The sequence below is a fragment of the Pseudomonas cedrina subsp. cedrina genome (assembly GCF_001983175.1).
In the GTDB taxonomy this organism is placed as follows: domain Bacteria; phylum Pseudomonadota; class Gammaproteobacteria; order Pseudomonadales; family Pseudomonadaceae; genus Aquipseudomonas; species Aquipseudomonas cedrina.
The window spans coordinates 253,077-278,885 of sequence record NZ_MNPW01000006.1 but is presented as its reverse complement, the minus strand read 5'-3'; the positions used below and the strand labels follow the sequence as shown (position 1 = coordinate 278,885).

Annotated in this window: 22 protein-coding genes; 10 read left to right on the top strand and 12 right to left on the bottom strand. The window is 62.0% G+C overall.

The features are described 5' to 3' along the window. Positions 1–6: 6 nt before the first annotated feature. Positions 7–1,815: a sodium-extruding oxaloacetate decarboxylase subunit alpha gene (gene oadA, locus BLL36_RS14590; protein WP_076952105.1), complete on the top strand. Its 1,809-nt coding sequence runs from the start codon at positions 7–9 to the stop codon at positions 1,813–1,815. Positions 1,816–1,886: 71 nt separating this feature from the next. On the opposite strand, the gene BLL36_RS14585 is transcribed toward oadA, so the two are convergent. Further along, on the bottom strand, positions 1,887–3,170 hold the full coding sequence (locus tag BLL36_RS14585) for an autotransporter outer membrane beta-barrel domain-containing protein (protein WP_076952104.1): 1,284 nt from the start codon (positions 3,168–3,170) through the stop codon (positions 1,887–1,889). Between the two features lie 267 nt (positions 3,171–3,437). Here BLL36_RS14585 and BLL36_RS14580 point away from each other — a divergent pair, with 267 nt between their 5' ends. Continuing rightward, positions 3,438–4,763, top strand: a complete 1,326-nt coding sequence (locus BLL36_RS14580; protein WP_076952103.1) for a type II toxin-antitoxin system HipA family toxin — start codon at positions 3,438–3,440, stop codon at positions 4,761–4,763. Beyond that, positions 4,760–5,029 (top strand): helix-turn-helix domain-containing protein, encoded by a 270-nt coding sequence (locus tag BLL36_RS14575; RefSeq protein WP_076952102.1) that lies wholly within the window; start codon positions 4,760–4,762, stop codon positions 5,027–5,029. The genes BLL36_RS14580 and BLL36_RS14575 overlap by 4 nt, the downstream gene beginning before the upstream one ends. A 2-nt stretch (positions 5,030–5,031) precedes the next feature. Here BLL36_RS14575 and BLL36_RS14570 read toward each other — a convergent pair whose 3' ends face one another. Continuing rightward, positions 5,032–5,862: an amino acid ABC transporter permease gene (locus BLL36_RS14570; protein WP_076952101.1), complete on the bottom strand. Its 831-nt coding sequence runs from the start codon at positions 5,860–5,862 to the stop codon at positions 5,032–5,034. Further along, positions 5,859–6,680: an ABC transporter substrate-binding protein gene (locus BLL36_RS14565; RefSeq protein WP_076952100.1), complete on the bottom strand. Its 822-nt coding sequence runs from the start codon at positions 6,678–6,680 to the stop codon at positions 5,859–5,861. The genes BLL36_RS14570 and BLL36_RS14565 overlap by 4 nt, the downstream gene beginning before the upstream one ends. A 112-nt stretch (positions 6,681–6,792) precedes the next feature. Here BLL36_RS14565 and BLL36_RS14560 point away from each other — a divergent pair, with 112 nt between their 5' ends. Then, complete coding sequence (locus BLL36_RS14560; RefSeq protein WP_076952099.1) at positions 6,793–7,689, top strand: homocysteine S-methyltransferase family protein; 897 nt, start codon at positions 6,793–6,795, stop codon at positions 7,687–7,689. Positions 7,690–7,822: 133 nt separating this feature from the next. Here BLL36_RS14560 and BLL36_RS14555 read toward each other — a convergent pair whose 3' ends face one another. Genes BLL36_RS14555 through BLL36_RS14545 form a run of 3 tightly spaced genes read right to left on the bottom strand, consistent with a single transcriptional unit; the run spans position 7,823 to position 9,586 of the window. After that, entirely contained in the window at positions 7,823–8,494 is a 672-nt protein-coding gene (locus BLL36_RS14555) for a GNAT family N-acetyltransferase (protein ID WP_076952098.1), read from the bottom strand. 10 nt (positions 8,495–8,504) lie between these two features. After that, positions 8,505–8,951 (bottom strand): GNAT family N-acetyltransferase, encoded by a 447-nt coding sequence (locus tag BLL36_RS14550; protein ID WP_076952097.1) that lies wholly within the window; start codon positions 8,949–8,951, stop codon positions 8,505–8,507. Further along, entirely contained in the window at positions 8,948–9,586 is a 639-nt protein-coding gene (locus BLL36_RS14545) for an FMN-binding negative transcriptional regulator (protein ID WP_076952096.1), read from the bottom strand. The genes BLL36_RS14550 and BLL36_RS14545 overlap by 4 nt, the downstream gene beginning before the upstream one ends. Positions 9,587–9,673: 87 nt before the next feature. Between BLL36_RS14545 and pdxR the strand changes: the two genes are divergently transcribed. Next, positions 9,674–11,212, top strand: coding sequence for a MocR-like pyridoxine biosynthesis transcription factor PdxR (pdxR, locus tag BLL36_RS14540; RefSeq protein ID WP_076952095.1), 1,539 nt, complete (start codon positions 9,674–9,676; stop codon positions 11,210–11,212). On the opposite strand, the gene BLL36_RS14535 is transcribed toward pdxR, so the two are convergent. The 4 genes from BLL36_RS14535 to aspA form a co-directional block, all read right to left on the bottom strand. Next, positions 11,213–15,805: a hypothetical protein gene (locus tag BLL36_RS14535; protein ID WP_076952094.1), complete on the bottom strand. Its 4,593-nt coding sequence runs from the start codon at positions 15,803–15,805 to the stop codon at positions 11,213–11,215. It abuts the gene before it with no gap. A gap of 105 nt (positions 15,806–15,910) precedes the next feature. Then, on the bottom strand, positions 15,911–16,888 hold the full coding sequence (locus BLL36_RS14530; RefSeq protein WP_076952093.1) for an asparaginase: 978 nt from the start codon (positions 16,886–16,888) through the stop codon (positions 15,911–15,913). Between the two features lie 75 nt (positions 16,889–16,963). Continuing rightward, positions 16,964–18,409 carry an alanine/glycine:cation symporter family protein gene (locus BLL36_RS14525; RefSeq protein WP_076952092.1) on the bottom strand — a complete coding sequence of 482 codons (1,446 nt, stop codon included), beginning with the start codon at positions 18,407–18,409 and terminating at the stop codon, positions 16,964–16,966. Between the two features lie 472 nt (positions 18,410–18,881). After that, on the bottom strand, positions 18,882–20,306 hold the full coding sequence (aspA, locus tag BLL36_RS14520; protein ID WP_065883807.1) for an aspartate ammonia-lyase: 1,425 nt from the start codon (positions 20,304–20,306) through the stop codon (positions 18,882–18,884). Positions 20,307–20,488: 182 nt separating this feature from the next. On the opposite strand from aspA, the gene BLL36_RS14515 reads away from it, so the two are divergent. The 5 genes from BLL36_RS14515 (at position 20,489) to BLL36_RS14495 (ending at position 24,284) form a co-directional block, all read left to right on the top strand. After that, entirely contained in the window at positions 20,489–21,397 is a 909-nt protein-coding gene (locus tag BLL36_RS14515) for a LysR substrate-binding domain-containing protein (protein ID WP_076952091.1), read from the top strand. A gap of 332 nt (positions 21,398–21,729) precedes the next feature. Further along, positions 21,730–22,221 carry a 5-(carboxyamino)imidazole ribonucleotide mutase gene (purE, locus tag BLL36_RS14510; RefSeq protein WP_003176980.1) on the top strand — a complete coding sequence of 164 codons (492 nt, stop codon included), beginning with the start codon at positions 21,730–21,732 and terminating at the stop codon, positions 22,219–22,221. Between the two features lie 12 nt (positions 22,222–22,233). Then, positions 22,234–23,319 carry a 5-(carboxyamino)imidazole ribonucleotide synthase gene (locus BLL36_RS14505; protein ID WP_076952090.1) on the top strand — a complete coding sequence of 362 codons (1,086 nt, stop codon included), beginning with the start codon at positions 22,234–22,236 and terminating at the stop codon, positions 23,317–23,319. A 105-nt stretch (positions 23,320–23,424) separates the two neighbouring features. After that, on the top strand, positions 23,425–23,670 hold the full coding sequence (locus BLL36_RS14500) for a GlsB/YeaQ/YmgE family stress response membrane protein (protein ID WP_003231726.1): 246 nt from the start codon (positions 23,425–23,427) through the stop codon (positions 23,668–23,670). 77 nt (positions 23,671–23,747) lie between these two features. Continuing rightward, a complete protein-coding gene (locus BLL36_RS14495; RefSeq protein ID WP_076952089.1) occupies positions 23,748–24,284 on the top strand; it encodes a DUF3299 domain-containing protein in 537 nt (178 codons plus the stop codon). A 117-nt stretch (positions 24,285–24,401) separates the two neighbouring features. On the opposite strand, the gene BLL36_RS14490 is transcribed toward BLL36_RS14495, so the two are convergent. After that, positions 24,402–25,301: a D-hexose-6-phosphate mutarotase gene (locus tag BLL36_RS14490; RefSeq protein ID WP_076952088.1), complete on the bottom strand. Its 900-nt coding sequence runs from the start codon at positions 25,299–25,301 to the stop codon at positions 24,402–24,404. 57 nt (positions 25,302–25,358) lie between these two features. Beyond that, positions 25,359–25,763, bottom strand: coding sequence for an acyl-CoA thioesterase (locus BLL36_RS14485; RefSeq protein WP_003176975.1), 405 nt, complete (start codon positions 25,761–25,763; stop codon positions 25,359–25,361). Positions 25,764–25,809 lie beyond the last annotated feature (46 nt).

The window sequence follows — 25,809 nt, the reverse complement described above, 5'->3', positions numbered from 1 at the left end:
ACAACAATGTCCAAGAAGATTTTCGTAACCGACACCATCCTGCGCGACGCTCACCAATCGTTGCTCGCGACCCGCATGCGCACCGACGACATGCTGCCGATCTGCGACAAGCTCGACAAAGTCGGCTACTGGTCCCTGGAGGTCTGGGGCGGCGCGACCTTCGACGCCTGCGTACGTTTTTTGAAAGAAGATCCGTGGGAGCGCCTGCGCCAACTGCGCGCCGCGTTGCCCAACACGCGTCTGCAAATGTTGCTGCGCGGCCAGAACCTGCTGGGCTACCGCCATTACAGCGATGATGTCGTAAAAGCCTTCGTCGCCAAGGCCGCAGTGAATGGCATCGACGTGTTCCGCATCTTCGACGCCATGAACGATGTGCGTAACTTGCGTGTGGCCATCGAAGCGGTGAAAGCTGCGGGCAAACATGCCCAGGGCACCATTGCCTACACCACCAGCCCGGTGCACACCGTCGAAGCGTTTGTGGCCCAGGCCAAGCAGCTGGAGTCCATGGGCTGCGACTCGATCGCAATCAAGGACATGGCCGGCCTGTTGACCCCTTACGCCACCGGCGAACTGGTCAAGGCGCTGAAAGCCGAGCAGAACCTGCCGATCTTTATCCACTCCCACGACACCGCTGGCCTGGCCGCGATGTGCCAACTCAAGGCCATCGAAAACGGTGCCGATCACATCGACACCGCCATCTCCAGCTTCGCCTGGGGCACCAGCCACCCCGGCACTGAGTCGATGGTCGCCGCCCTTAAAGGCAGCGAATTCGACACCGGTCTCAGCCTTGAACTGCTGCAGGAGATCGGCCTGTACTTCTATGCGGTGCGTAAGAAGTATCACCAGTTCGAGAGCGAATTCACCGCCGTCGACACCCGCGTGCAAGTCAACCAGGTGCCGGGCGGGATGATTTCCAACCTGGCTAACCAGCTCAAAGAGCAGGGCGCGCTCAATCGCATGAGCGAAGTGCTGGCCGAGATCCCGCGCGTGCGGGAAGACCTTGGCTTCCCGCCGCTGGTGACGCCGACGTCGCAGATCGTCGGTACCCAGGCGTTCTTCAACGTGCTGGCCGGTGAGCGCTACAAGACCATCACCAACGAAGTGAAACTCTATCTGCAAGGCGGCTACGGCAAGGCGCCGGGCACCGTGAACGAGAAGTTGCGTCGCCAGGCCATCGGCAGCGAAGAGGTTATCGACGTGCGCCCGGCCGACCTGCTCAAGCCGGAAATGACCAAGCTGCGCGGTGAAATCGGCGCGTTGGCCAAGTCCGAAGAAGACGTGTTGACCTACGCCATGTTCCCGGACATCGGCCGCAAATTCCTCGAAGAACGCGACGCCGGCACCCTCGCGCCGGAAGTGCTGCTGCCGATTCCAGAAGCCGGCGGCGTTGCGCGCGCCGGTGGCGAAGGCGTGCCGACCGAGTTCGTCATCGATGTACACGGCGAAAGCTACCGCGTGGACATCACCGGCGTCGGCGTGAAGGCCGAAGGCAAGCGCCACTTCTATCTGTCCATCGACGGCATGCCGGAAGAAGTGGTGTTCGAGCCGCTCAACGAGTTTGTCAGCGGCGGCGGCAGCAAGCGCAAGCAGGCCACCGAGCCGGGTCACGTCAGCACGGCAATGCCGGGCAATATCGTCGACGTGCTGGTCAAGGAAGGTGACGTGGTCAAGGCCGGCCAGGCCGTGCTGATTACCGAAGCCATGAAGATGGAGACCGAAGTGCAGGCCGCCATTGCCGGCAAGGTGACCGCTGTTCATGTGGCCAAGGGCGACCGGGTGAACCCTGGCGAAATCCTGATTGAGATCGAAGGCTGATACAGCCTTCGACACTACCGTTTAATCCTCGGGGGGGCAGGTGCTCCCCTTTTTTTTCGCCTGCAATTGGGTCAGAAACCCATCCGCCACTGGGCTATCAGGCCTTGGTTGCTGCTGTGGGTGCCTTTTTCAGCGCTGTAGGCCAGGCCGAGGGTATGGTTTGCCGAGAGCGCCAGATCCAGCCCGGCCTGCAGGTTGAGGCTGTTGCGATCGAGGGACGCGCCCTGGATGGTGAACCCCTCAATGCCGCCCTGGCGAAAGGACTGGCGCACCTGGCTGTCGACGTTGCCATACAGGTGTTTCCAGCTTGTGCTCAGGTGTGGCGTGAGGGTCATCTGGTTGTCGAACCGAAACGGTTTGGCCAGGCGCAGGCCAAGGGTGCTGCTCAGGTTTTGCTGGGTTTGCGCATCGACGTTCAGCGCGGCCGGCCCGCCTTGTTCCCTGAAGCTGTCACGGCTGTAGCGTTGGTAGCCAAGCCCGGCAAAGGGTTCGATGCTGATGTCGGCATCGCCCAGTTGGTAACCCGCCTCGCCGAAGACAGTCTGGCTGTTGGCGTCGTAGCGGCCCTTGAGCGCATCCTTGTAACCCAGGACGTCAACCTTGCGTTGATTCTGGCCGGCATGGCTGCTGTAGATCGCCCCCAGGCGCAAGGCCAGCGGCCCGTCCTGACGCACGGCGTAACCGCCCAGGTGCCAGCTGTCCAGGTCGGCGCTGAAGCGTTGAGTATCCAGGCGGCTGCTGGATTTTGCACCCAGCACACCGACTCGCCAGGCGTGGTCAACTGCCCAGTCGGCGCCCAATAGCACGCCTTGGTTGGCCGTATCCAGGCCGGCAGTACCGCGCTGACTGTCGAGGCCGCCTTCGCTGCCGAGGTTTTTTACCCAGAAGTGGCCGTCGGTGTCGGTGGGCAATTCACGCAGGGTCGAGAGCACTCGGCTGCTCAACTGCTGGGTGGTGCTCTGGGTAGCCGCCGCCAGGCTCGCGTTCTGGCTGCCGGCCAGTTGCTCAAGGGCCGCACCGAACGCGCCCGGTTTTTGCGCGAGTTCAGCGTTGAATTTTTCCAGGGCCTTGACCTGTTCCGAACTCAATTCGCCCGACTGCAGCAGGCGAGTCAGCGCGGGATCCAGCACTTTCGCCACCTGCCGGCCATTGTGGGTGGTGGCTTGCCCGAGCAAATAGCCGTCGAGGGCTGGGTTTTTTACTTCGGGAATAGCGTAGTACTCAAAAGGCAGCGCGTCGTAGGGCTGATACCAGTACGGCGTGTACTCGATATCCCCACGCGCGTGTGCATGTTGAAGGCTGGCGACGGCTAAAAGGCCGATGGCAAATACGATTCTACGGGGGGTAATGGGCATGAATTCCCGACCTCTTGTGGATGAGGGCGGGAATTTAGCGAGGCGGGGCGGGGATAACTGTCAGGCCGTAGACTTCCGATTTGCAGGAGTTGTCTCTATCGGGGCGTGATTAACGTTTATGCATTTTATTGCGTAAGAAAGCGACCATACGGCGCTTATGTGCATTTTAATGCAGTTATTGGGGGTGATTAACGGCTTTATCTGCACTATATTGCGTTAACTCATCTCCTGTATGTCGCGTAAACGCATTAAATTGCAGGTGCACTCATGCTCAAGCTGACCCTACAACTCTTCACCGAAGGAAAATGGCAGGACGCCATGCTGCTGACCTTTGATACCCCGCAAGAGGGCTTCGAAAGTCGCTGCAGCTTTGGTTATGACCAGTGCTATCTGGTGGACCACCTCGATGACCTCGCCACGCCTTTTGTAAAGTCAGTGAGTGTCAGGTTTCCTTTGCTGTGGGAGGCGTGCCGAACGCAGGGTGCCCCGGCTTTTCTTCATGACATCGCACCGGCAGGGGCCGCCAAGCGTTTTCTGCTGGCACATCTTGGTCAGGACAAACCGGATGACATCAGCGCAGACCTTTTCTTACTCATGCGCAGCACACCTGCGCCTATCGGTCATATGCGCATCAAAGAGTCGGTTGCCGCGATGGACAGTCGCCCACCCATGGGCTTTACGCGTCAGGAAGTCATCCAGCGCGATAATAGTTTTCTCGAATACGCCTATGAGCAGGGGGCGGCCATCGGTGGCGCCACGGGTGCCGGAGGCGAAGCACCGAAGCTGTTGCTGACCGAAAACCAGCAAGGCCTGCTGTTCCCGGATGCCGTGCTCGATGACGAACACGTCCGGCAGCACTGGTTCGTGAAGTTCGCCCGCAACAAAGGCACGCAGCTTGACCAGGACATTCTGCGCAGCGAATACCACTACTACCAGGCCCTTCAGACATTGGGCATCGACACGGTCGCGGCGCAAGGACTGGCTTTGGAAGAGGCCAGCAAGCCGAGCCTGTGGATGCAGCGTTTTGACAGGCACGTTGGCCGCGAAGGCGTCGAGCGTTATGCCGTGGAATCCATCTACTCAATGGCTGGCGTGACTGTCCCTGGAAGTGCCATGGGGCATCGTGCGGTTATCGAGCAGTTGGTGAGGTTATGGCAGGGGGCAGGACAAGCACCTGACGTGCCGGCGCTGGTCGCGGAGTACCTCAAGCGTGACCTGTTGAACAAGATCCTGGGCAACTCGGACAACCACGGGCGCAATACCTCGATTATTCGTCAAACCAACGCCTTGCGCCTGGCCCCGATCTACGACCTGGCGCCCATGGTGATGGATGACGAAGGCATCACCCGCACCACGAAATGGCCCAGGGAACTTGAACGTGCGGGCGAAGTGGACTGGCGCGGCGTATGTGATTTGCTGAGCGATCTCGTCGACAGTCAGGCCCTCTACGAAGGGCTCAGGGACGCCGCGCAGCAGCTTTCAGCGTTACCCGACATCCTCAGCACCAGCGGCTTGCCTGCCGTGACGATGAACCACCCCGGCATAGCGTTGAAAAACCTGCCGCAACGCCTGAAAGACTGGGGATTGAAATGAGCCTGACCCTTGAAGAGCGCACCCAACTGATCGACAGCATCCAGGCGGCATTGGCCGATGGCACGCTGGATATCGCGGCCGCGGTGCGGCGTCTGCGCACCGAAGTCACCGGCCTCCAACAAACCCAGTTCGCCAGGATGTGCAAAATTTCCGTGCGCACCCTGGTGCATATCGAACATGGCGAGGGCAATCAGACCTTGAAGTCGCTCAATGCCGTGTTCAAACCGTTCGGCATGCAAATGGGCGTCGTCAAGCTGCGCCGCTGAACTCAACTGCGACGCACGTACCCCTTGCCATAATGCCGCTCCATCCGAGCCTGGATCAGCTCCAGGCCCAGCGACAACACCCAGTAGATAATCGCCGCAGTGGTCAGCATTTCGATATAGCGGTAGCTGGAACGGCCATAGGACTGGGCCAGGAACATCACTTCCCAGACACCCATCACCGAGATCAGCGACGAATCCTTGAGCATTGAGATGAACTGGTTGGTGGCGGGCGGGATGATGGTGCGCATCGCCTGGGGCAGGGTGACATGCCAGAAGATCGCGCTGTCGCGCATGCCCAAGGCCAGTGCGGCTTCGCGCTGACCGTGGGCGACGCCGAGGATGCCGGCGCGGAAGATTTCACTCAAGTAGGCGCCGTAGTTCAGCGAGAGCGCGATGATCCCGGCGACGATGGCGCCCGGCACCAGGCCCAGTTGGGGCAGGCCGAGGTAGATCAGCAGGATCTGGATCAGCAGCGGCGTGCCGCGAAAGAATGACGCGTAGAAACTCGCGATCCCGAACGCCACCGCGCTTTTCGACAGGCGTCCCAGCGCCGTGACAAACCCCAGCACCGAAGAAATCCCGATCGAACACAGGCACAAAAACAGCGTCAGCGCCGCGCCTTGCAGGAAACCGTTGGGTGCCAGGTGCAGGCCCATCAGGTTGGGCAGCTTGTCCAGAATGATCGAGAACTTCAGGTCAAAGCTCAGGAAGAAGCTGGCGAACAGGCAGAACAGCGCGGCCCAGGTCAGGTACAGGCGGGTCCGGAAACCGAAGAGCCGCTGCCATCGCGACTCACTGACCGGCGGTTTGGGCGGTGCGGGGAATGCAGTCATTGGCTGATGTCGGCGCCGATCCATTTTTGCGACAGCTTGCTCAGGGTGCCGTCCTGTTTCAACTCGGCGAAGACTTCACGCACCTTGCTGTCCCACTGCGGGTCGCCTTTTTCGATGGCCACTGAGTTGGGTTCCGAATACAGCGGCTCGCCGGCCAGCTTGAAGCGCTTGTCCTGTGTCAGGCGCGGTTGGGCGGTGACCAGGTTGGTGAGGATGGCATCCAGGCGCACGCCGGCGCCCAGGCCGAGATCCTGGAAGGCCACGTTGTCGGTGTCGTACGGGGCGATCTGCACCTCTTCGAAGGGGTACTGCAACTGTGTGTCTTCAGCACCTTCGATCACCAGGTTCTTGTTCAGGTAGCTCTCATAGCTGGAGGCGCTGGTGAGACCGACTTTCTTGCCGCTCAGGTCCTTGGCGCCGTGGATGCGATCATCCTTGGCGTTGACCACGATCACCGCCGGCGAGGCGTAGTACTCCACCGGGAAATCGAACACTTCGGCGCGGGCCTTGCTCGGGGTCATGGAGCAGATGCAGATGTCATAGCGGCCGCTCCAGCGGCCGGCCGCGATCACGTCCCAGGAAGGGGTTTCCAGGCGCAGTTTCACACCCAGTTTCTGCGCCACGGCCTTGGCCACATCCACGTCGAAACCGTCGAGCTGGTTCTGGTCGTTCAGAAACGAGAACGGTGGGTAGCTTTCCATCAGCACGCCGACCAGTTCTTTGTTTTTCTCGACCCGGTCCAGCGTGGCACCGCCGAAGGCTTGTGTCGAAGCAGCCAGGATCGTCAGGCCCAGGGCCAGCAGCGGTTTAAGTTTCACGAAGAGACACCTTTGAAAAAAGAGTTGTTATAAACAGAATTCAACGTATTAAATAGTTATAAGAACGACTCTCATAGTGAGTTATTTTCATAAGCTTATGAGTAAAAAGCATATGGCCACAGCAACAGTGATTCTCGATGGCGGCATGGGCCGTGAACTGCAACGCCGTGGTGCGCCGTTCCGGCAGCCGGAATGGTCGGCGTTAGCCTTGAGCGAAGCGCCGCAAGCGGTGGAAGCGGTGCATGCGGCGTACATCGACAGCGGCGCCAATGTCATCACCAGCAATAGCTACGCGGTGGTGCCTTTCCATATCGGCGAAGAACGCTTCGCTGCAGAAGGCCAGGCATTGGCGGCGCTGGCCGGCGAGCTGGCGCGACGGGCGGTGGACGCATCCGGCAAGGCGGTGCGTGTGGCGGGCTCACTGCCGCCGCTGTTCGGTTCGTATCGGCCCGATCTGTTCGAGCCACAGCGCGTCAACGAATTGTTGACTCCTCTGGTGCAAGGCCTCGCACCGTTTGTCGACCTGTGGCTGGCCGAAACCCAGAGTTCGATTGCCGAAGCGCGTGCGATCCACGCCGGTTTACCACAGGACGGCAAGCCGTTCTGGCTGTCGTTTACCCTCAAGGACGAAGACACCGACGAAGTGCCTCGCCTGCGCTCCGGTGAACCGGTGGCGGACGCGGCCGAAGCGGCGGCTCGGTTGGGTGTGCAAGTGCTGCTATTTAACTGCAGCCAGCCGGAAGTGATCGGTGATGCCATTGATGCCGCGCGCCAGACGTTCGAGCGCCTGGGCGTACAGATTGACGTGGGCGCCTACGCCAACGCCTTTCCGCCGCAGCCCGAGGAAGCCACGGCTAACGATGGTCTGGACCCCTTGCGTGAAGATCTGGACCCGCCGGGTTACTTGCACTGGGCGGCGGACTGGCAGGCGCGCGGCGCCAGCCACCTGGGCGGATGCTGCGGGATCGGGCCGGAGCATATTGCGGTGTTGGCCCAGAAGCTGAGGTAGTTGAACCACACCGATCTAAATGTGGGAGCTGGCTTGCCTGCGATAGCGGTGGGCCTGCAGCACAGAGGCTGGCTGACCTGACGCTATCGCAGGCAAGCCAGCTCCCACAGGGGTTTTGTGGTGTCTGGGAGGATCAGGCCCGGCACTCGGCCAGGGTTTTCAACTGGCCCGACGCTGTCTGGTTCGACTCCGACAGCCACTGTTCGAATCCCGCTTCAATCGCTGGCCATTCGCCGTCGATGATCGAATACCACGCCGTATCCCGGTTCTGCCCCTTCACCACCATGTGCTGACGGAACACCCCCTCAAAACTGAACCCCAACCGCTCGGCCGCATACCGGGAACGGGCGTTGCCGTTGTTGCACTTCCACTCCAACCGGCGATAGCCCTGGTCGAACGCATACTTGGCCAGCAGGTACACCGCTTCGGTGCTTTTGGGCGAACGCTGCATGGGCGCGCCGAAGGTGACGTGGCCGATCTCGATACGGCCTTGGGCCGGGACGATGGACATCAGGCTGAGGATACCTTGCACGTCGCCGCTGGCGCGGTCGATCACGCTGAAGAAGTACGGGTCGCTATGGGTGGCGTGGTTGTTCAGCCACGCGTCGAACGCGGCGCGCTCGGCAAAGGGTCCGTAAGGCAAGTAGTCCCACAGCTTGGCGTCGGCGCCGGGGCCTTCGAGGGCTTGCCACAGGCCATCGGCGTGGCGCGCGGGGTCGAGTTTTTCCAGGCGGATAAAACGCCCTTCAAGCAGTTCAACAGTCGGCGCCGGGGCGCCTTTCCAGTCGGTGGGGGAAGTGGGCATGCTGCGCTCCTTAAAGACCTTTGCGAAATTGGATGAAACCTGGGCGTTCGGCGATGCGCTCGTAGAGTTGAATCGCGGTGGCGTTGGTTTCGTGGGTCAGCCAGTGGACTTTGCAGCACCCATCGGTTTTGGCGGTGGTGTAGACGAATTCGATCAATTTTCGCCCAACGCCCGTGCCGCGCTGGGACGCATCCACCAACAGATCCTGCAGATAACAGGAGTTCTCGATGCTCCAGTTGGAGCGGTGGTAGATGAAATTGACCATGCCCACCGCCTTGCCGTCCTGCCAGGCCAGCGCCGAATGGGTTGGCTCATTGGCATCGATCAGGCGCTGCCAGGTGCTTTGGCTCACGGCGTCCGGCAACTCGGTATTGTAGAACTTCAGGTACGCCTGCCACAGCGGCAACCAGGCGGCATGGTCGGTGGCGGTGACTGGGCGGATCTCGATCTGGCTCATGCTGACGCTCCTGGAGGAATAAGGCGCGCGAGGGCCTGGTCGCGCGTATCGGTGCTGGCGGCCAGGCCTTCGCGCACGCCGGCGATATCGGCCGGGCTGCGGTTCTGGCTGAGTTTGCGTTTGCCGAGCAGGCGCTCGATCGGCAGGGCGAAGCCGACGATGGCCTTGAGCATGCCTTCAATGTAGTCCGCCGGGGCGTCGCTGACTTTCCAGGGCTGCGCGCGGTTGCCTTCATGGCGGTCGGTCAGCGCGGTGACCACGCCGAGCAACCGCTCGGCGTCGCTGAATACCTCGGCCTTGCCGTAGGCGTGCACAGCGATGTAATTCCAGGTCGGCACCACTTTGCCGTGCTCGGCCTTGGCCGGGTAGAGCGCCGGGCTGATGTAAGCCTCGGCACCGGCAAAGATCACCAAGGCCTCGCTGCCATCTTGCAGGTCCTTCCACTGCGGATTGGCCTTGGCCAAATGCCCATAAAGTGTGCCGTTAGGGCCTTCATCGGCGTTGAGCAGCAACGGCAGATGGCTCGCTTGCAAGCCTTGCTCACCCAGGGTGACCAGCTGCGCCAGGCGAGTGTGCTGGATCAGTTGCTGCAACTGAGCCAAATCATCGAGGGCGAAAGCGCGGGGTATGTACATGGAAATAGTCCTTGGCGAATGCCTGCATCCTAGGCAGGCTAATGGTCCGTTGTAAGAGCCACCTGGCTCCAATTCGATAGGTCCAATATGCCGCCCGTGTCGCCGCCACTCTCCTTCAACCCCGCCGGTATTGAGCTGGATCGCCGTCAGGGCCTGACGCGCCAGCTGTATCACGCCCTACGCCAGCGCGTGCTGGATGGGCGGCTGGTGAGCGGCACGCGCTTGCCCGCCAGCCGCGATTTGGCGGCTACCTTGTCGATTTCGCGCAACAGCGTCGTGCGCGCCTACGATCAGCTTTACGCGGAAGGGTTTATCGAAAGCCGGGTGGGCGATGGCACTTACGTAGCCAAGTTACCCGACGCAAAAAAACTATCCACAAAAGTATCCACAGGGTTTTCAACAGGCTTATCCCCAGCCTTATCCACAAATTGGCTGGATTTACCGGTCAAATCGCCAGACGAAGTTATCCACAGCCCGGCCTTGGGCCGCCTGGAAACTAACCATCTGCCTGCGCCGCCGCACGGGCCACCACGGGCGTTTCGAGTCGGTGTACCGGCGTTCGATCTCTTCCCGTTTGAGGTATGGGCCAAGCTCAATGGGGCTTTCTGGCGTAAACCCGACCTGGCAAAGCTCTGTTACGGCGACCCGGCGGGAGACGATCGCTTGCGCGGCCTGATCGCCGCCTACCTGCGCAGCTCGCGCGGCATGCAGTGTTCGGCTGAGCAAATTGTGATCACCAGCGGCGCGCAGCAGGCAATCAGCCTTTGTGCACAGCTGCTGGTGGAGCCCGGCGAGGGCGTGGCGGTGGAAAATCCCGGCTACCGCGCCGCCGGCCATGCGTTCGCGCTGGCGGGCGGGCGATTGCACGGTGTGCCGGTGGACGCCGAGGGCCTTGATTGCCACGTGCTCAATAGCCTGCAGGATTGCCGTGTGGCCTACGTTACGCCTTCGCATCAATACCCGTTGGGTGTAGTGATGAGCCTGGCGCGGCGCCTGGAATTGCTGGTCTGGGCCGAGCGCACGCAGGGTTGGATCATCGAAGACGATTACGACGGAGAGTACCGCTACAGTGGCGCGCCTCTGTCACCGCTGGCCGCGCTGGATCGCAACGGGCGCGTGCTCTACGTCGGCACCTTCGGCAAGGTGGCCTTTCCGGCGTTGCGCCTGGGCTACCTGGTGCTGCCGCCCGGGCTGGTGGGCGCCTTCGCCCGGCGCCGCGCGGTTGACATGCGGCACTCCGAAGTGAGTACCCAGGCGGTGATGGCCGAGTTCATGGCCAGCGGACATTTCCAGCGGCACATCCGCCGCATGCGCCGTGCCGCCTTGAGCCGGCGCAACGCGCTGCTGGACGGTTGGCCGCGCGGGCTGGAAGAGGTGGGCGAACTGCCCAATGTTGCGGCCGGGCTGCATTTGACCGTACGTGTGAGCAGCCTGGCCCGTGAGCGGCAGTTGCTTGCACAGGCCCACGCGGCGGATGTAGAGATCAACGGCTTGAGTAGTTACTGGCTGACGGATTCAACCACACCGATGGATCAGCGCGCCGGGCTGGTGCTGGGTTTCGCCGCCGTGCCTGAAGTTGCTATTGGCGCAGCGCTGGCGCGGTTGCGCCAGGCGTGGCAATGCTGATCAGCTCCCCGATCGAGTCTTGGATTTTTCGAAAAACAACGTCTGGGCTTGTCTGAGGCTGATTTCACTGCGGTAAAACGCGACTTGCTGCGCGGTGGTCAACCCTTTGGGCGTATCGGCCGCTGCCCCCAAGCTGCGTTCTACCGGGGTTTTCAAGCGTGCCGAGAGGTACGCCTTGGCCGGTGTCCAATCGGTGCTGTAGTGGAAATGCGCGTACCAGAGTACTTCCTGGGTCTGGCGGTCGCTGAGGGTGTACTCGTCCAGATAATCGGGGGTAGGGCTTTTCAGGCGGCGCCGGTTGATCGTTTTCTTGATCGTGATTGCGTCGTGGTTTTTCAGCCACTCCACGCCGGCCACGGTCGGCGGGTGCTGTTTAAGCGCGGTCGACACGTACTGGTTGGCGCGCTGGTAGAGCTCGGTAACGGCCTGGCTCAACGCCGTGCGGACCTCGCTCGCCGCGGGCGTGTCGGAGACGTTGCGGTGGGTCAGGGCGCTCTCGATGGCGGCGACGGCCTGTTCCAGCCGGCTGGCATGCTGATGGTAGAGCAGCTCAATGCCCAAGGGCGTGCGTTCCGGCAGGTCGGCGCGGGTCGAGGCGCGTTCCACGAAGGCCGGCAGTTGGTCGAGCAAGGCCTGGCCGTCGGCGATGCACGCTTGCAGGTCAACCGGCGTAGTGCTCGGTGTCGGGGTCCTGACGCGCTCCACCCAAACCCCCTTGGGTTTTTCGTGGAAGGTGGCGACCACCTGGTGGGTGAGTGGCGAACGAATCTCTACCAGCCAGGTTTGCGTCGCCAGATCCTCCAGACGTGGTTCGCCAATCAATTGCCCATGGTAGCGGGTCTTGATGAACTTGCGTGCCGGGCTCGGTGGAGTGGGCGGCGGCGTGGGGCGTGCTCTGACAATGGCGCGCTCGGCGCTGAGCAAGCCCAGTTGGGCGGCGGCGCGATAGCGGAAGGCCTTGAGATGGTCGCGCAGTTCCTGAAGCTGAGTGTCGATGGCCTGCTCGGAAAACTGCGCAGGGAAATCCTGCAAGCGTTCATCCAGCAACTGAAATTGCTCCACCAGGCTGTTCAACGTGTCGATGCGGTCGTCCAGGCGCGACTCGTTCTGATCGAGTAGGGTTTCACGCAGGCACTGGATGGCAATTTCCCCGGTGGTCACGATCTGGTCGATAGCGGTCCATGCCCAGGGCTGGGTGACGAGGGTGCTTTCCGGCAGGCACAGATTGCGCGCCATGGCCACTTGCAAGGCCTTGAGATCTTCACTGCTGTAAACCGGCAACGCGCCTTGGGTGCTGCTGATCAGGCGTGCGCCGTCATTGCCCAGTTTGCGCAGCTCGTCGACGCGCGTTTGCATGTAGGTCAGATGCTTGATCATCTCCTTGTTCAGCGTGTTCAGTTGCCGCGTGTTTTCGATGTTGCGCTGGCGTGGTGTCTGGGCCTGACGTTCAATCTGCTCCAGACCCGCGCGCAACAGCGGGGTGAATTCGACAAGCGTTTGCCGGATGCCGGCCTGGGTCAGTTCAGTCTGGGCCTTGAGATAGGCGAGGGACTTTTGCGGGTAGTCCGGCGTGGGTGCCTGCACGCTCAACGACTTGAGCTTTTGCAGGGCGCCTTCATAGTCCGCGCACTGCTCGCGCAGGGTCTGCGAGTAAGCGGCTTGCGCCGACGTGGACGGGCCAGCGGCGGCGGCTTGCTGCGCATGCTGCAATTGCTGTTGGGCGGTTTTTTTCTCACTTTCGAACTCGCTGAGTTCTTTGCGTAATTCCTGCGCGCGCTTTTGTGCCAGTTCGCGTGCCTTTTTAGCGAGGAACTTGGGGCCGCCGCCGCGCAGGCGCAGGCGCGTGTCGATGAACCACTGGCCTTCGCGGTTGTGAATCAGCAATGGGCCAGTGCGTTCCGGTCTGGTGGCGTCCACGATTATTACCGCCTCATTTTCATCCACCTGGACCTGAAACCAGCGCTCGCCCACCGGGGCGTAATAATGTTCGCCACTGCGGTAGAGGTACTGATGGGCGCCTTCGGTGGCAATGGCCTCGCCGAGCTCCGCGGGTTTTTCGATTTTGAAGCGGTCCAGCACCATCGACAGGCGCACGGGCGTGCTGCTGGTGGCGCCGATGGAGTGCAGCGGCTGGCCGTGGTCTGACGGTAGCGTCGCGCTGGTGATGTCCGCGACTTTGCGCAGCACCGGTCTGGCGGCGGCAGGTGGGCGCGGCACAGGCTTTCGCGCCGGCTCGGCGCCCCCCTGACGGCGCGGTGCGCTACGGGCCGCGCTATGCAGGGCGATGGCCATCCCCAGGTTCAAGAGCAGGTCGGCGAGCGCCGACTGGGACGACTGTTGGTCTGGGTGTTGTTCGGCCTTGGCCAGTTGCTGCAGGTCGTCCATGATTTGCCAGATCCAGGCCGCAACCCCCGCCGTGCGCCCGAGAAACGGCAGCGCGGCATTGAAAATCAGCCAACCGGCGCGCTTGAACGTGGCCCAACGTGCCTCGGCATTCGACACCGATTGGCGGTCGGCCAGCTTGACCAGTGCGTCGGCATTGGCTTTGTACAGGCTGGCCAGTATGTCGTCTTCCAGGGCGGCGGTGCCCAGCGCCAGGGGCCCGCTCAAGGTGATCAACTTGAGCGGGTCCACCAGAAAGTCCACCGCTACCCAGGGCGACGGCAGCGGGCCGGGGAACACGTAGCGCTCATAGTCATCGCGGGTGTTGTCGGGCAACCAGGCCAGTACGGAGTCGCGCAGGCTGCTCGATTGCTGGATGGCATACAGCAGGTTGGCGGGCGAGGGGTATTGGGTCAGTGGTTGGTCGAGCAAGGGGCGATACAACAGGCAGGGCCCGGCGTTCATGGTCTGGGGGCCGATCACAAACATGTTGTCGACCACATCCGGCGCCCCATCCAGTCGCCGTGTGGGCACGAAGGCCAGGCGGCGGATGACAATGGCGTGGCCGTCCACTTGGCGGTCGGCCGGCTCGACTTCGAGCGCGGCCTTCACAAAACGGTAGCCGCGTTCGTCGATCCCGGCTTCATGACGGATTTTGTGTTGCAGTGCCAGCAAGGGCAACTGGATACGCAAATGCTGGGTGTACAGCTGCTGGCGCCGCGCCAATTCCTGCGGGTCGTCGAGCAGTGTCCGTTTGATCAGGGCGGGGTAGGTTGTACCGATGTCGACACGTGTAATCAGGGATTTCAGGTAGTCGACGGTGAGCCAGTCCGGCAACGCCTGGGTGGTTTTCTTGCGCAGTGACTCAATGCCCAAGGGCAGCGCGATCAGGTTTTGCAGGGCCAGATCCGGGAGGCTGAACACCGTGGTTTCGATTTGCCCGGTCACTGCGAAGGCGCCCCATACCACCGGGCTTTGAATTTCAATCTCAAGCCCATCGAGCGTGCCCGGCTCAGCCTCGGGATGCTCCTTGAGCATTTCGGCGCGCAGGCGCTCCAGGGCGAACGGCTGGATGGGCTTGATGCCATCCTGGAAGCCACTGCTCTGATTCTGATTGTGCAGCGCGGCCAAGTCCTTCAGATGTCGAGCGTAAGCATTCAGGTCAGCGGGCGCGCCGTCGCTCAGCCAGTCGGGCAGGGCGTCTTGATACCACTGCAACTCGCGGCCATTGTCCAGGGCCTTAGGGGTCGGTGGCATGGCCAGGGCGATGGGGTTACCGCTCTCGCGCAGGTCGGAAAAGTCCATGCTGCCGATGGCCGCGATCTGGATGCTGATCATGGTGCAGGCCAGTTGGTCGAAGAAATCGCCTTCGGGCTCCAGCAGGCGCCACTGAATCGTTTGGTGCGGCGTCGCGGTGTAGACCAGCAGCGACACATCGTTGCCCAACTGCTCCAGGCTGGCGTACTTCCTGTAACCCAGCAGCAACGAGTGCACCAGGATGACTTTGCGCCCGTCCTGCTTGCCGATCAGTACGCTGACCAGACGATCGTTGAGGTGCTCCGCACGGCCCCCGGCGTCAACTTGATCGATATCGACCAAGTAGGCACGCGTGCCATAAGGGTCGTTGACGCGTCGGTCAAGAGGATCAGGCGCCTGATACAACTGGCGCGCCATGCGGCAGTCCTCCTGCGTCCAACCTTCGACATGCTGCACGTTCCAGTAGTCACGTAGCACGCTGGAAAATACCTGCCAGCGCGGGCCGCTGTCGCCGCCGAGCTGGTTCCAGAAGTCGAGCTGGCTTTGCTGGTACCCGCGCAGCATCACCGGTGCCAGCGTGTTGAGCATGCCGGCGATGTCGAGAATGCTCACCGGCAAGTGTACGGGCGGGTCGGTAATCGGCAGTTGCGTGAGGAAATGTTCGCCCTCGATGTACAGGGCCGGCACCGCCAGCACCGCCTGTACCGCCAGGATATCGGTGAGTGCCTGGAAATGCGCAGGCCGGCTCACCACCTGATCCTCGACAATCTCCCAGACAGGCGTCCCGAGCATGGCGATATTGGGGTCGATATCCAGGTGTGGATAACGTTCCAGCAGCTCTTCACGCAGCAGTCCAGCGGCGACTTCGCGAAAAGCGGGGCCGCTGGCCATTTGAGTGATCAGTGCCGAGGTAAGGCTGACCTGAGGGGAGTGTTGTGACGTCGATGAGGGCATAAGCAATCCTGACGGGCATAAAAAATGGCAACGACCCGGGTAACGTCCCAAGTGTTGCCATCCTAGAAAGCGCGTCGCCGCCGGGGCGGTGCTTATATATAGGCGTCAGCGCAGCTCGCCGCACAGGTCCAGTTCGACCAGGCGACGGACTTCATCGGTGTCGAGCCCGGCGCCGAGCAGGGCGTGGAGCTTGCCGAACGCCGCTTCACGGGTCATGCCGCCGCCGGACAACACGCCGACACCACGCAAGCGGCTGCCGGCTTCGTAGACGTCCAGCTCAACGCCGCCTTCATGGCATTGGGTAATGGCGAGCACCACCACGCCCAGCGCCTGCGCCCGTTGCAGGCTGGCGAGGAACGCGGGGTTGTCGCTTGGCCCGGTGCCGCTGCCGAAACATTCAAGGATCAGCGCCTGGAGGCCATTGTCGAGCAATGCGTCCAGCAGCCCGGCATCGAAGCCGGGTACCAGGGGCAGCACGCCGACATTCGCCAGGCCCTTGGGCTGACGGTAGTGCAGGGCCGCCGGGATCAGGTCGGCCTGGTTCACGCCGCCATTGCGCTGCAACGCCGCAAACGGGTGGCGACCGAAACTGCGGATCTTCGCGCAGCGGGTCGGCGCCATCAGCGCGCCATGGAAGTACAGCTGCACGCCCGAGACCAGGCCTTCGCCCAGCGCGGTCAGCGCACCACTGACGTTTTCCCAGGCATCGCTGTCGGGTACGCCGGCCGGCAACATGGAACCTGTGAACACCACCGGCGCCGGCAGGCCCAGCAGTTGGAAACTCATGGCCGCCGCGCTGTAGGCCAGGGTGTCGGTGCCGTGCAGGATCAGCACGCCGTCGCAGCCTTGGTCCACCGCATCGATCACCGCCGCGTGCAGGCGCTGCCAATAGGCCGGAGTCATGTTGGCGCTGTCGATCAGTGGGGCCATTTCCTGGAAGCGCCACGCCGGCACTGGCTGGTCGGCCAGCTGTTCGCGCATGCGTGCCTCGAAGCCGGACGCGGGGGCCAGGCCGTTGGCGCTGGCCTGCATGCCGATGGTGCCGCCGGTGTAGAGCACCATGACGTTGTTGGCTGATTGCATCGAAATCTCCTGAACGAAAAACGCCGCACGGCCCCGAGCATGCCCAAGGTCGTGCGGCGTGTCATCTAACTGCGCTTAGCGTTGCACTTGAGGGCTCAGCTCAGCGGTTGCAACGGTGTCCGGTTTCACCGGGTTGGCTGGCCAGGCCGTGCGGTCCAGGTCCAGGTCGGGGAACTGGCTGGAGTCGAACACCGGGGTCTTGATGCCCGCCGCACGCTGGTTGTCGTAGTCGTTCAGGATGCGCATGGCGATCTTGAACAGGAACGCCAGGGCGAACAGGTTGACGAACGCCAGCAGGGTCATGGTGATGTCGGCGAAGGCGAACACAGTGCTCAGGTTCTCGATCGAACCCCAGAAGATCAGCACCAGCACCAGTGCGCGGTAGCCCATCAGCACCTTGCGGTTGTTGCCGACCAAAAAGCGCAGGTTGCTCTCGCCCAAGTAGTAGTTGTACATGATCGAGGTGAACACGAACAACGCCAGGGCCACAGAGATGAACATGCGGCCCCAGTCACCGACCACGGCGGCCAGGGAATTCTGGGTCAGGGCAATGCCGTCGCCTTCAAAACCCGGCGTATAGAAACCGGAGAGCAGGATCAGCAACGCGGTGCAGGTGCAGATCACGAAGGTGTCGAGGAACACGCTGAACGCTTGCACCACGCCTTGGGCGATCGGATGTTCCACCGACGCCACGGCCGCCACGTTGGGCGCGCTGCCCAGGCCGGCTTCGTTAGCGAACACGCCGCGCTTCACACCCATGATGATCGCGCTGCCCACCAGGCCGCCGAAGGCCTGATCAAGGCCGAACGCGCTCTTGACGATGGTCGCGAGCATGGCCGGCACGTGGTCGAATTGCAGCACGATCACGTACAGGGTCACGGCGATATAGACCAGGGTCTTGACCGGCACCAGCAGGTCGGCGATCGAGGCGATGCGCTTGATCCCGCCGATGAACACCAGGCCCAGCAGCACCGCCAGCGCAAGGCCCGTGTAGGTGGTGTCCAGGCCAAAGGCGTTGTTCAACGAGTGGGTGACGGCGTGGGCTTGCAGGCCGTTGAAGGCAAAGCCGAAGGTCACCAGCAGCAGGAACGCCATCACCATGCCCAGCCAGCGCTTGTGCAGGCCGTGCTGGATGTAATAGGCCGGACCGCCGCGGTAGGTGCCCTCGGCGTCAGTGCGCTTGTACAGCTGGCCAAGGGAACATTCGATAAAGCTCGACGACATGCCCACCAATGCGGTGACCCACATCCAGAACACGGCGCCCGGGCCACCCAGAGTCACGGCGATGCCGACACCGGCAATGTTGCCGGCACCGACGCGGCCGGCCAGGCTGAGCATCAACGCCTGGAACGAGCTGAGTTGACCGGAGCTGCTTTTCAGGCTGTCTTTAAACACCGAGAACATGTGGAAAAAGTGACGCAATTGAACGAAACGCGAGCGAATCGTGAAATAACCGCCGAGCCCGACAATGAGCACGATCAGTACTTTCCCTGAGAGGAAGTCGTTGATGACTTCGAGCATGGAGTGTTCCTCGCTGATTTTTCTAATGGCAAACGCAGGCGGGTTCGGCTCCGTCGCATCGCACCAGGCAGTGCGCGACAGTTCGACCCCAATCCTTTTGCGGGTTGTTATTCATGCGGTTTCGCGTTGTATCCCGGGCCTCGTTACCGACGGCCGCGCACGCGAAGAGGGGCGGCACTATACCTAGGCGAACGTCATCCGTCTTCCCGGGCTGATTAAAGGTTTCACCAAAGTCTTATGGCTACACCCGTTGACTGTGGGAGCCGGGCTTGCCCGCGATGGCGGTGTGACAGGCAACAATGCTGTCGCTGACCCACCGCCATCGCGGGCAAGCCCGGCTCCCACAGCGTTTTGCAGTGTTCGGTCGAGCGTGTTTCCAAGTTAAAAAAAAGGGCCTGAAGAACGAGCCTTCAGGCCCTCAAAAGGTGAGAGGTGTCTAGTCCCTCAGCCTGGTGAGCGGTGCAACAAACACTTAGGCCTTCAGCGGGACCAAGCGTGGGGCAATCATGTTTTCGGGGCGCAGGATGTCGTCGAGCATGGCGTCGTCGAGCAAGCCTTCTTCGCGCACCAGTTCCAGCACGCCGCGGCCGCTTTCAAGGGCGATCCGCGCGATGCGGGTGGCGTTTTCATAGCCGATGTACGGGTTCAGGGCGGTCACCAGGCCGATGGAGTGTTCCACCAGTTCGCGGCAGCGCGCTTCGTTGGCGGTGATGCCGACGATGCAGTGTTCGCGCAGCATGTCCATGGCGCGTTGCAGCAGGCGGATCGAGTCAAAGATCTTGTAGGCGATCAGCGGCTCCATCACGTTCAGTTGCAACTGGCCACCTTCGGCAGCGATGGTCAGCGCCAGGTCGTTACCGATGATCTGGAACGCCACCTGGTTGACCGCTTCCGGAATCACCGGGTTGACCTTGCCGGGCATGATCGAGCTGCCTGGCTGACGCGCCGGCAGGTTGATCTCGTTGATCCCGGTGCGTGGGCCGCTGGACAGCAGGCGCAGGTCGTTGCAGATCTTCGACAGCTTCACCGCGGTACGCTTGAGCATGCCGGAGAACAGCACGAACGCACCCATGTCGGAGGTGGCTTCGATCAGGTCGGCCGCCGGTACCAGCGGCTGGCCGCTGATGGTGGCCAGGCGTTGTACGGCCAGGGCCTGGTAACGCGGGTCGGCGTTGATGCCGGTGCCGATGGCGGTGCCGCCCAGGTTCACTTCGGTGAGCAACTCCGGTGCGAGGGTTTTCAGGCGTGCCAGGTCTTCGCTCAGGGTGGTGGCGAAGGCGCGGAATTCCTGGCCGAGGGTCATCGGCACGGCGTCCTGCAGTTGGGTGCGGCCCATTTTCAACACATGGCCGAACTCGACGCCCTTGGCGGCGAAGGCCTGGATCAGGCTGTCGAGGCTGGCCAGCAGCGCGTCATGGCCCAGCAGCAGACCCAGGCGGATCGCGGTCGGGTAGGCGTCGTTGGTCGACTGCGCCATGTTCACGTCGTTGTTGGGGTGCAGGTACTGGTATTCGCCCTTCTGATGGCCCATGGCCTCCAGCGCGATATTGGCGATGACTTCGTTGGCATTCATGTTGGTTGAAGTGCCGGCGCCGCCTTGAATCATGTCCACCACGAACTCTTCGTGGAAATCGCCGCGGATCAGGCGGGCACAGGCTTCGCTGATGGCAGCGTGCTTGGCTTCGCTGAGCTGGCCCAGCTCGCGGTTGGCGTCAGCCGCCGCTTGCTTGACCATTGCCAGACCGACCACCAATTTCGGGTAATGCGAAATCGGAACGCCCGAGAGACGGAAGTTATTCACCGCTCGCAGGGTCTGGATGCCGTAATACGCTTGGGCAGGTACTTCGAGTACGCCAAGCAGGTCTTTTTCGGTACGGAATGATGCAGCGGAGGACATGACGGAAATCATCTCGATAAGGACCCGGAACTGGCCGGAACGCTGCGAATGCTAGGCGTGTGGAAGTTTTTGGGCCAATGCTGTTAAGCACTGGCCTATGCACAAACGGCATAATGCAGGTGTGACCCAGCTATGATGGCGGGCGTGTGTGCCAAAATGGTGCGTACCCTTGGGAGGATGTGATGAACCTTGAGAGCAAATGGCTGGAAGACTTCAGCGCCCTGGCGGCCACACGCAGCTTTTCCCAGGCGGCGGAGCGGCGCTTTGTTACCCAGCCAGCGTTCAGCCGACGCATCCGCAGCCTTGAAGCCGCGTTGGGTCTGACGCTGGTCAACCGCTCGCGTACTCCGGTGGAATTGACCGCAGCGGGGCAATTGTTCCTGGTCACTGCACGCACCGTGGTCGAACAGCTCGGTGAAGTGCTGCGCCATTTGCATCATCTGGAAGGCGGGCAGGGCGAGGTCATGCAAGTCGCGGCCGCCCACTCCCTGGCGCTGGGCTTCTTCCCCCGTTGGATCGCGCAATTGCGCAACGAAGGTTTGAACATCGCCACGCGGCTGGTCGCCACTAACGTGGGCGACGCCGTGCACGCCTTGCGTGAAGGCGGCTGCGACCTGATGCTGGCGTTCTACGACCCGGATGCGGCCATGCAGATGGACGCCGAGATCTTCCCGTCGCTGCACTTGGGTAACACCGAAATGCTCCCGGTGTGCGCGGCCGATGCCGATGGCAAGCCGCTGTTCGACCTGGAAGGCGAGGGCAGTGTGCCGCTGCTGGCCTACAGCGCGGGTGCGTTCCTGGGCCGCTCGGTGAACCTATTGCTGCGCCAACGTGCACTGCGCTTTACCACCGTGTATGAAACCGCCATGGCCGACAGCCTCAAGAGCATGGCGTTGGAAGGGCTGGGCATCGCCTGGGTGCCACAGTTGAGCGTGCGGGCCGAATTGGCCCGTGGCGAGCTGGTGGTGTGCGGCGGGCCGCAATGGCATGTGCCGTTGGAGATCCGCCTGTATCGCTGTGCGTTGGTGCGCAAGGCGAATGTGCGGTTGTTGTGGCGCAAGCTGGAAGGTGGCGCGGCGCAAGGCACTTGAAAACGATGAAGATCAAAATGTGGGAGCTGGCTTGCCTGCGATTGCGGTGTATCAGACGACATTTCAGTCACTGGTCCACCGCTATCGCAGGCAAGCCAGCTCCCACAGGGTTCGGGGTGTTTTCGCTGACCTGTGAGTCAATAAAACCGCCGCTTTGGCCGGCAAGACAGATGGTCATCCCAGGGGCTGTTTATCTGGATTATTACGGTATACTGCGCGGCCTTCGGCCGGTCCAATCGGCCAAAATTCGTACAACAAGCCACGCTGGATTTCCCGCGTGGCTTGTTGTTTTTTGACGCGCCTGCGGGCGCCCAGAGAGAAGAGGCACGACGATGAGTGCATTGGTTGGCGTGATCATGGGCTCCAAGTCCGATTGGTCCACCCTTAGCCACACCGCCGATATGCTGGAAAAACTCGGCATTCCGTATGAAGTGAAGGTGGTCTCCGCCCACCGCACCCCGGATTTGCTCTTCCAGTATGCCGATGAAGCAGAATCCCGTGGCATCGAGGTGATCATCGCCGGTGCCGGCGGTGCGGCGCACCTGCCGGGCATGTGTGCGGCCAAGACTCACCTGCCGGTGCTCGGCGTGCCGGTGCAGTCGGCGATGCTCTCGGGCGTGGACTCGCTGTTGTCCATCGTGCAGATGCCGGCCGGTATTCCGGTGGCGACGCTCGCGATCGGCAAGGCCGGCGCGATCAACGCAGCCCTGCTGTCCGCCAGCATCCTGGGCGCCAAGCACCCGCAGTTCCACGCGGTGCTGAAGAAATTCCGTGCCGAGCAGACAGACAGCGTGCTGGACAATCCAGACCCACGTATCGCCTGAGGTTATTGATTGATGAAAATCGGTGTAATCGGTGGCGGCCAATTGGGCCGCATGCTGGCTCTGGCGGGTACCCCGCTGGGGATGAATTTCGCTTTCCTCGACCCGGCGCCGGACGCCTGTGCGGCAGCCCTGGGTGAACACTTGCGCGCTGACTACAGCGACCTGGACCACCTGCGCCAGCTGGCCGACGAAGTCGACCTGGTGACCTTCGAGTTCGAAAGCGTCCCGGCCGAAACCGTGGCCTTCCTGTCGCAGTTCGTGCCGGTGTACCCGAGCGCCGAAGCCCTGCGCATCGCCCGTGACCGCTGGTTCGAGAAAAGCATGTTCAAGGACCTGGGTATTCCCACCCCGGCCTTCGCCGACATCCAGTCCCAGGCGGACCTGGACGCCGCCGTCGCCAGCATCGGCCTGCCGGCCGTGCTCAAGACCCGCACCCTGGGTTATGACGGCAAGGGCCAGAAAGTCCTGCGCAGCGAAGCCGATGTGGCCGGCACCTTTGCCGAGCTGGGCAGCGTGCCCTGCCTGCTGGAAGGCTTCGTGACGTTCACCGGCGAGGTGTCATTGATCGCCGTGCGCGCCCGTGATGGCGAGATCCGTTTCTATCCGTTGGTGCACAACACCCACGTCAACGGCATCCTCAAGCTGTCCGTGGCCAGCAGCGATCACCCGCTGCAGGCACTGGCCGAAGACTATTCCAGCCGCGTGCTCAAGCAGCTGGATTATGTCGGTGTGATGGCATTCGAGTTCTTCGAAGTCGACGGCGGCCTCAAGGCCAATGAAATCGCCCCGCGCGTGCACAACTCCGGGCACTGGACCACCGAAGGCGCCGAATGCAGCCAGTTCGAGAACCACCTGCGCGCCGTCGCCGGCCTGCCGCTGGGTTCCACGGCCAAGATCGGCGAGAGCGCCATGCTCAACTTCATCGGCTCGGTGCCGCCGGTTGAGCGGGTAGTCGCGATCGAGGACTGCCATCTGCATCACTACGCCAAGGCCTTCAAGGCCGGGCGCAAGGTCGGCCACGCCAACCTGCGCTGCAAGGACCGTGCGACCCTGCAGGCACAGATCCTCAAGGTCGAGGCTTTGCTCGCCGAGCAATAAGCCTGGAAACGGCGGGAACCATTCGGCGCCTGTTATCCTCTGATTGCAGGATGCCAAAGCCTGACTAGGCTTTGGCATAGTTCACTTCAATCAGAGGGAAATGCCATGGGTATCATCGGAACCATCTTCATCGGCTTGATCGTCGGTCTGCTCGCGCGTTTCCTCAAGCCAGGCGACGACAGCATGGGCTGGATCATGACCATCCTGCTGGGTATCGCCGGCTCCCTGGCCGCGACCTACGGTGGTCAGGCGCTGGGTATCTACCAGGCTGGCCAAGGCGCAGGCTTCCTTGGTGCCTTGGTGGGCGCGATCGTGCTGCTGGTGATCTACGGCCTGATCAAAAGAAAGTAATCAGCCGAAAAAGTCCTCTGCGCTGCGCAGGCGCAGAGGGCTAGAATGTTCGGCACTTGTACTTGCCGAGTTTCTCCATGCGCCGTCTTCTGTTGACTCTCCTCTTGCTGGGCCCTGGCCTGGCGCACGCCGGCGAATTGCCGGAAACCGACTGGCTTGACCTGATGCCACTGTCGGATCAAAAAGCCCTCGAAGCCATGCCCGAGATCGACCACAACTCCCCCGAAGCCCAGGGCACCTTTACCGATAAAGGTGGCTTGAAGCAGAGCAAGGGGTTGCCGGCGGTGATGTATTCCACCAAGACCGTGGCGGCCATGAACGGCAAGGACATCCGCATTGGCGGCTATCCGGTGCCGTTGGAAACCGACGCCAAGGGGCGCAGCACGCTGTTTTTCCTCGTGCCGTATCCGGGCGCATGTATCCACGTGCCGCCGCCGCCGCCGAACCAATTGGTGCTGGTGCGTTATCCCAAGGGGTTGAAGCTGGATGATATCTACACGCCGTTGTGGGTCACTGGCACGCTCAAGGTCGAGAAGGTGAATAACGATTTGGCCGATGCAGCCTATGCGCTGGATGCGGGGAAGGTGCGGGTCGTAAAGGAATCCGATCTCTAAGCCGCAACACCGGCCAATGTGGGAGCTGGCTTGCCTGCGATAGCATCAGCTCGGTGCAACTGACGCACCGAGTCGCCTGTATCGCAGGCAAGCCAGCTCCCACATTCTGATCGGCGTCTACAGGGCAATAGCGCTGATGCTCACGCCCAGGGTATGGCTTTCGCCGGGCGCCAGGCTTACCACATCATCCAGCACATTCGCCGTTTCGATGCACAGCATCCCCGGCCAACCATCATCGGCCATGTCATCAAACGCCTTGGCGCGCTCGGTCCAGGGGTTCCAGATCACGGTCGACTTCGAACCCTCGGCCGTGAGCTGAATGCGGCGTTGCCAGTCTTTGTCGACAATAGCCAGCTGGGCTGGGGTGTCGAGATAAATGCGGTCAGTCTCGGCGGTGAAGTGCAGCAGGCCGGACTGCTGCTTCTGCGTCCAGCCATCGGCCGTATCGATATACGTCGACCCGTCCACGCCTTCGACCTGCACGTTGCGCACATCGCTCACGGCGAAGTAGGTGTGCAGCGCCTGACTGAAGGTGACAGTGTCAGTGTCATGGTTATGGCTGGTCAGCCGGATATGCAGCTGGTCGTCCAGCAACAGGCTGAGCTTCAGGCCTACCTTGTGGGGCCAGCCGGGAAACCCGCCTGCGGGCACCGGCAACACCAGATCGATGCGCAATGCGTCGCCTTCAAATTCGGTTGCTGCCAACTCCCACAGTGCCGTGCGCGCAAAGCCATGAGCGCCGGCCGGCTGATCGCTCTGGCGCATCGACTTGACGCTTAGCGGGTTGCGGTCAAAAACGCCAAACCACGGCCAGCACACGGGCACACCGGTACGAATACCTTTGCCCTGCTTGAACACCGCTTCAGGGTTGGGCCAGATCAGCGGCTGCTCGCCGACGCGCCCGTAACTGAAAATGTGCGCGCCCTGCTGGGCCATCATCAGTTCGGCGCCGTTGTGGCGGATGCGCCAGCAGTCCAGCTCGTCGATTTTCAGGCTTTCAACGTGGGGCGTAGGCATAGCAACACTCTTCAATGGCAGGCAATGGGGCAATTGACCGTCAAAACCCGGCGATGTTTAACGCGCGCGCGACGGCACCGAACGGGTGCGCCCGCTGCCGTCGATGGCGACGAACACGAACACCGCCTCGGTGACCTTGCGCCATTCGCTGGACAACGGGTCGTCACTCCACACTTCGACCATCATCTGGATCGAGCTGCGGCCGATTTCCAGGGCCTGGGTGTAGAAGGAAAGCTGCGCGCCCACGGCGACCGGCACCAGGAATGCCATGCGATCAATGGCCACGGTGGCCACGCGCCCACCTGCAACCTTGCTGGCCATGGCGGTACCGGCCAGGTCCATTTGCGCGACCAGCCAGCCGCCGAAAATATCGCCAAAACCGTTGGTTTCACGCGGTAGCGCGGTGATTTGCAGGGCGAGATCGCCTTGCGGAATTGGATCTTCTTGTTCGAGTTCGATCATGCCAAGGGCCTCTGACCCGTAACGCTTCATGGGTATTTCAAGTGGA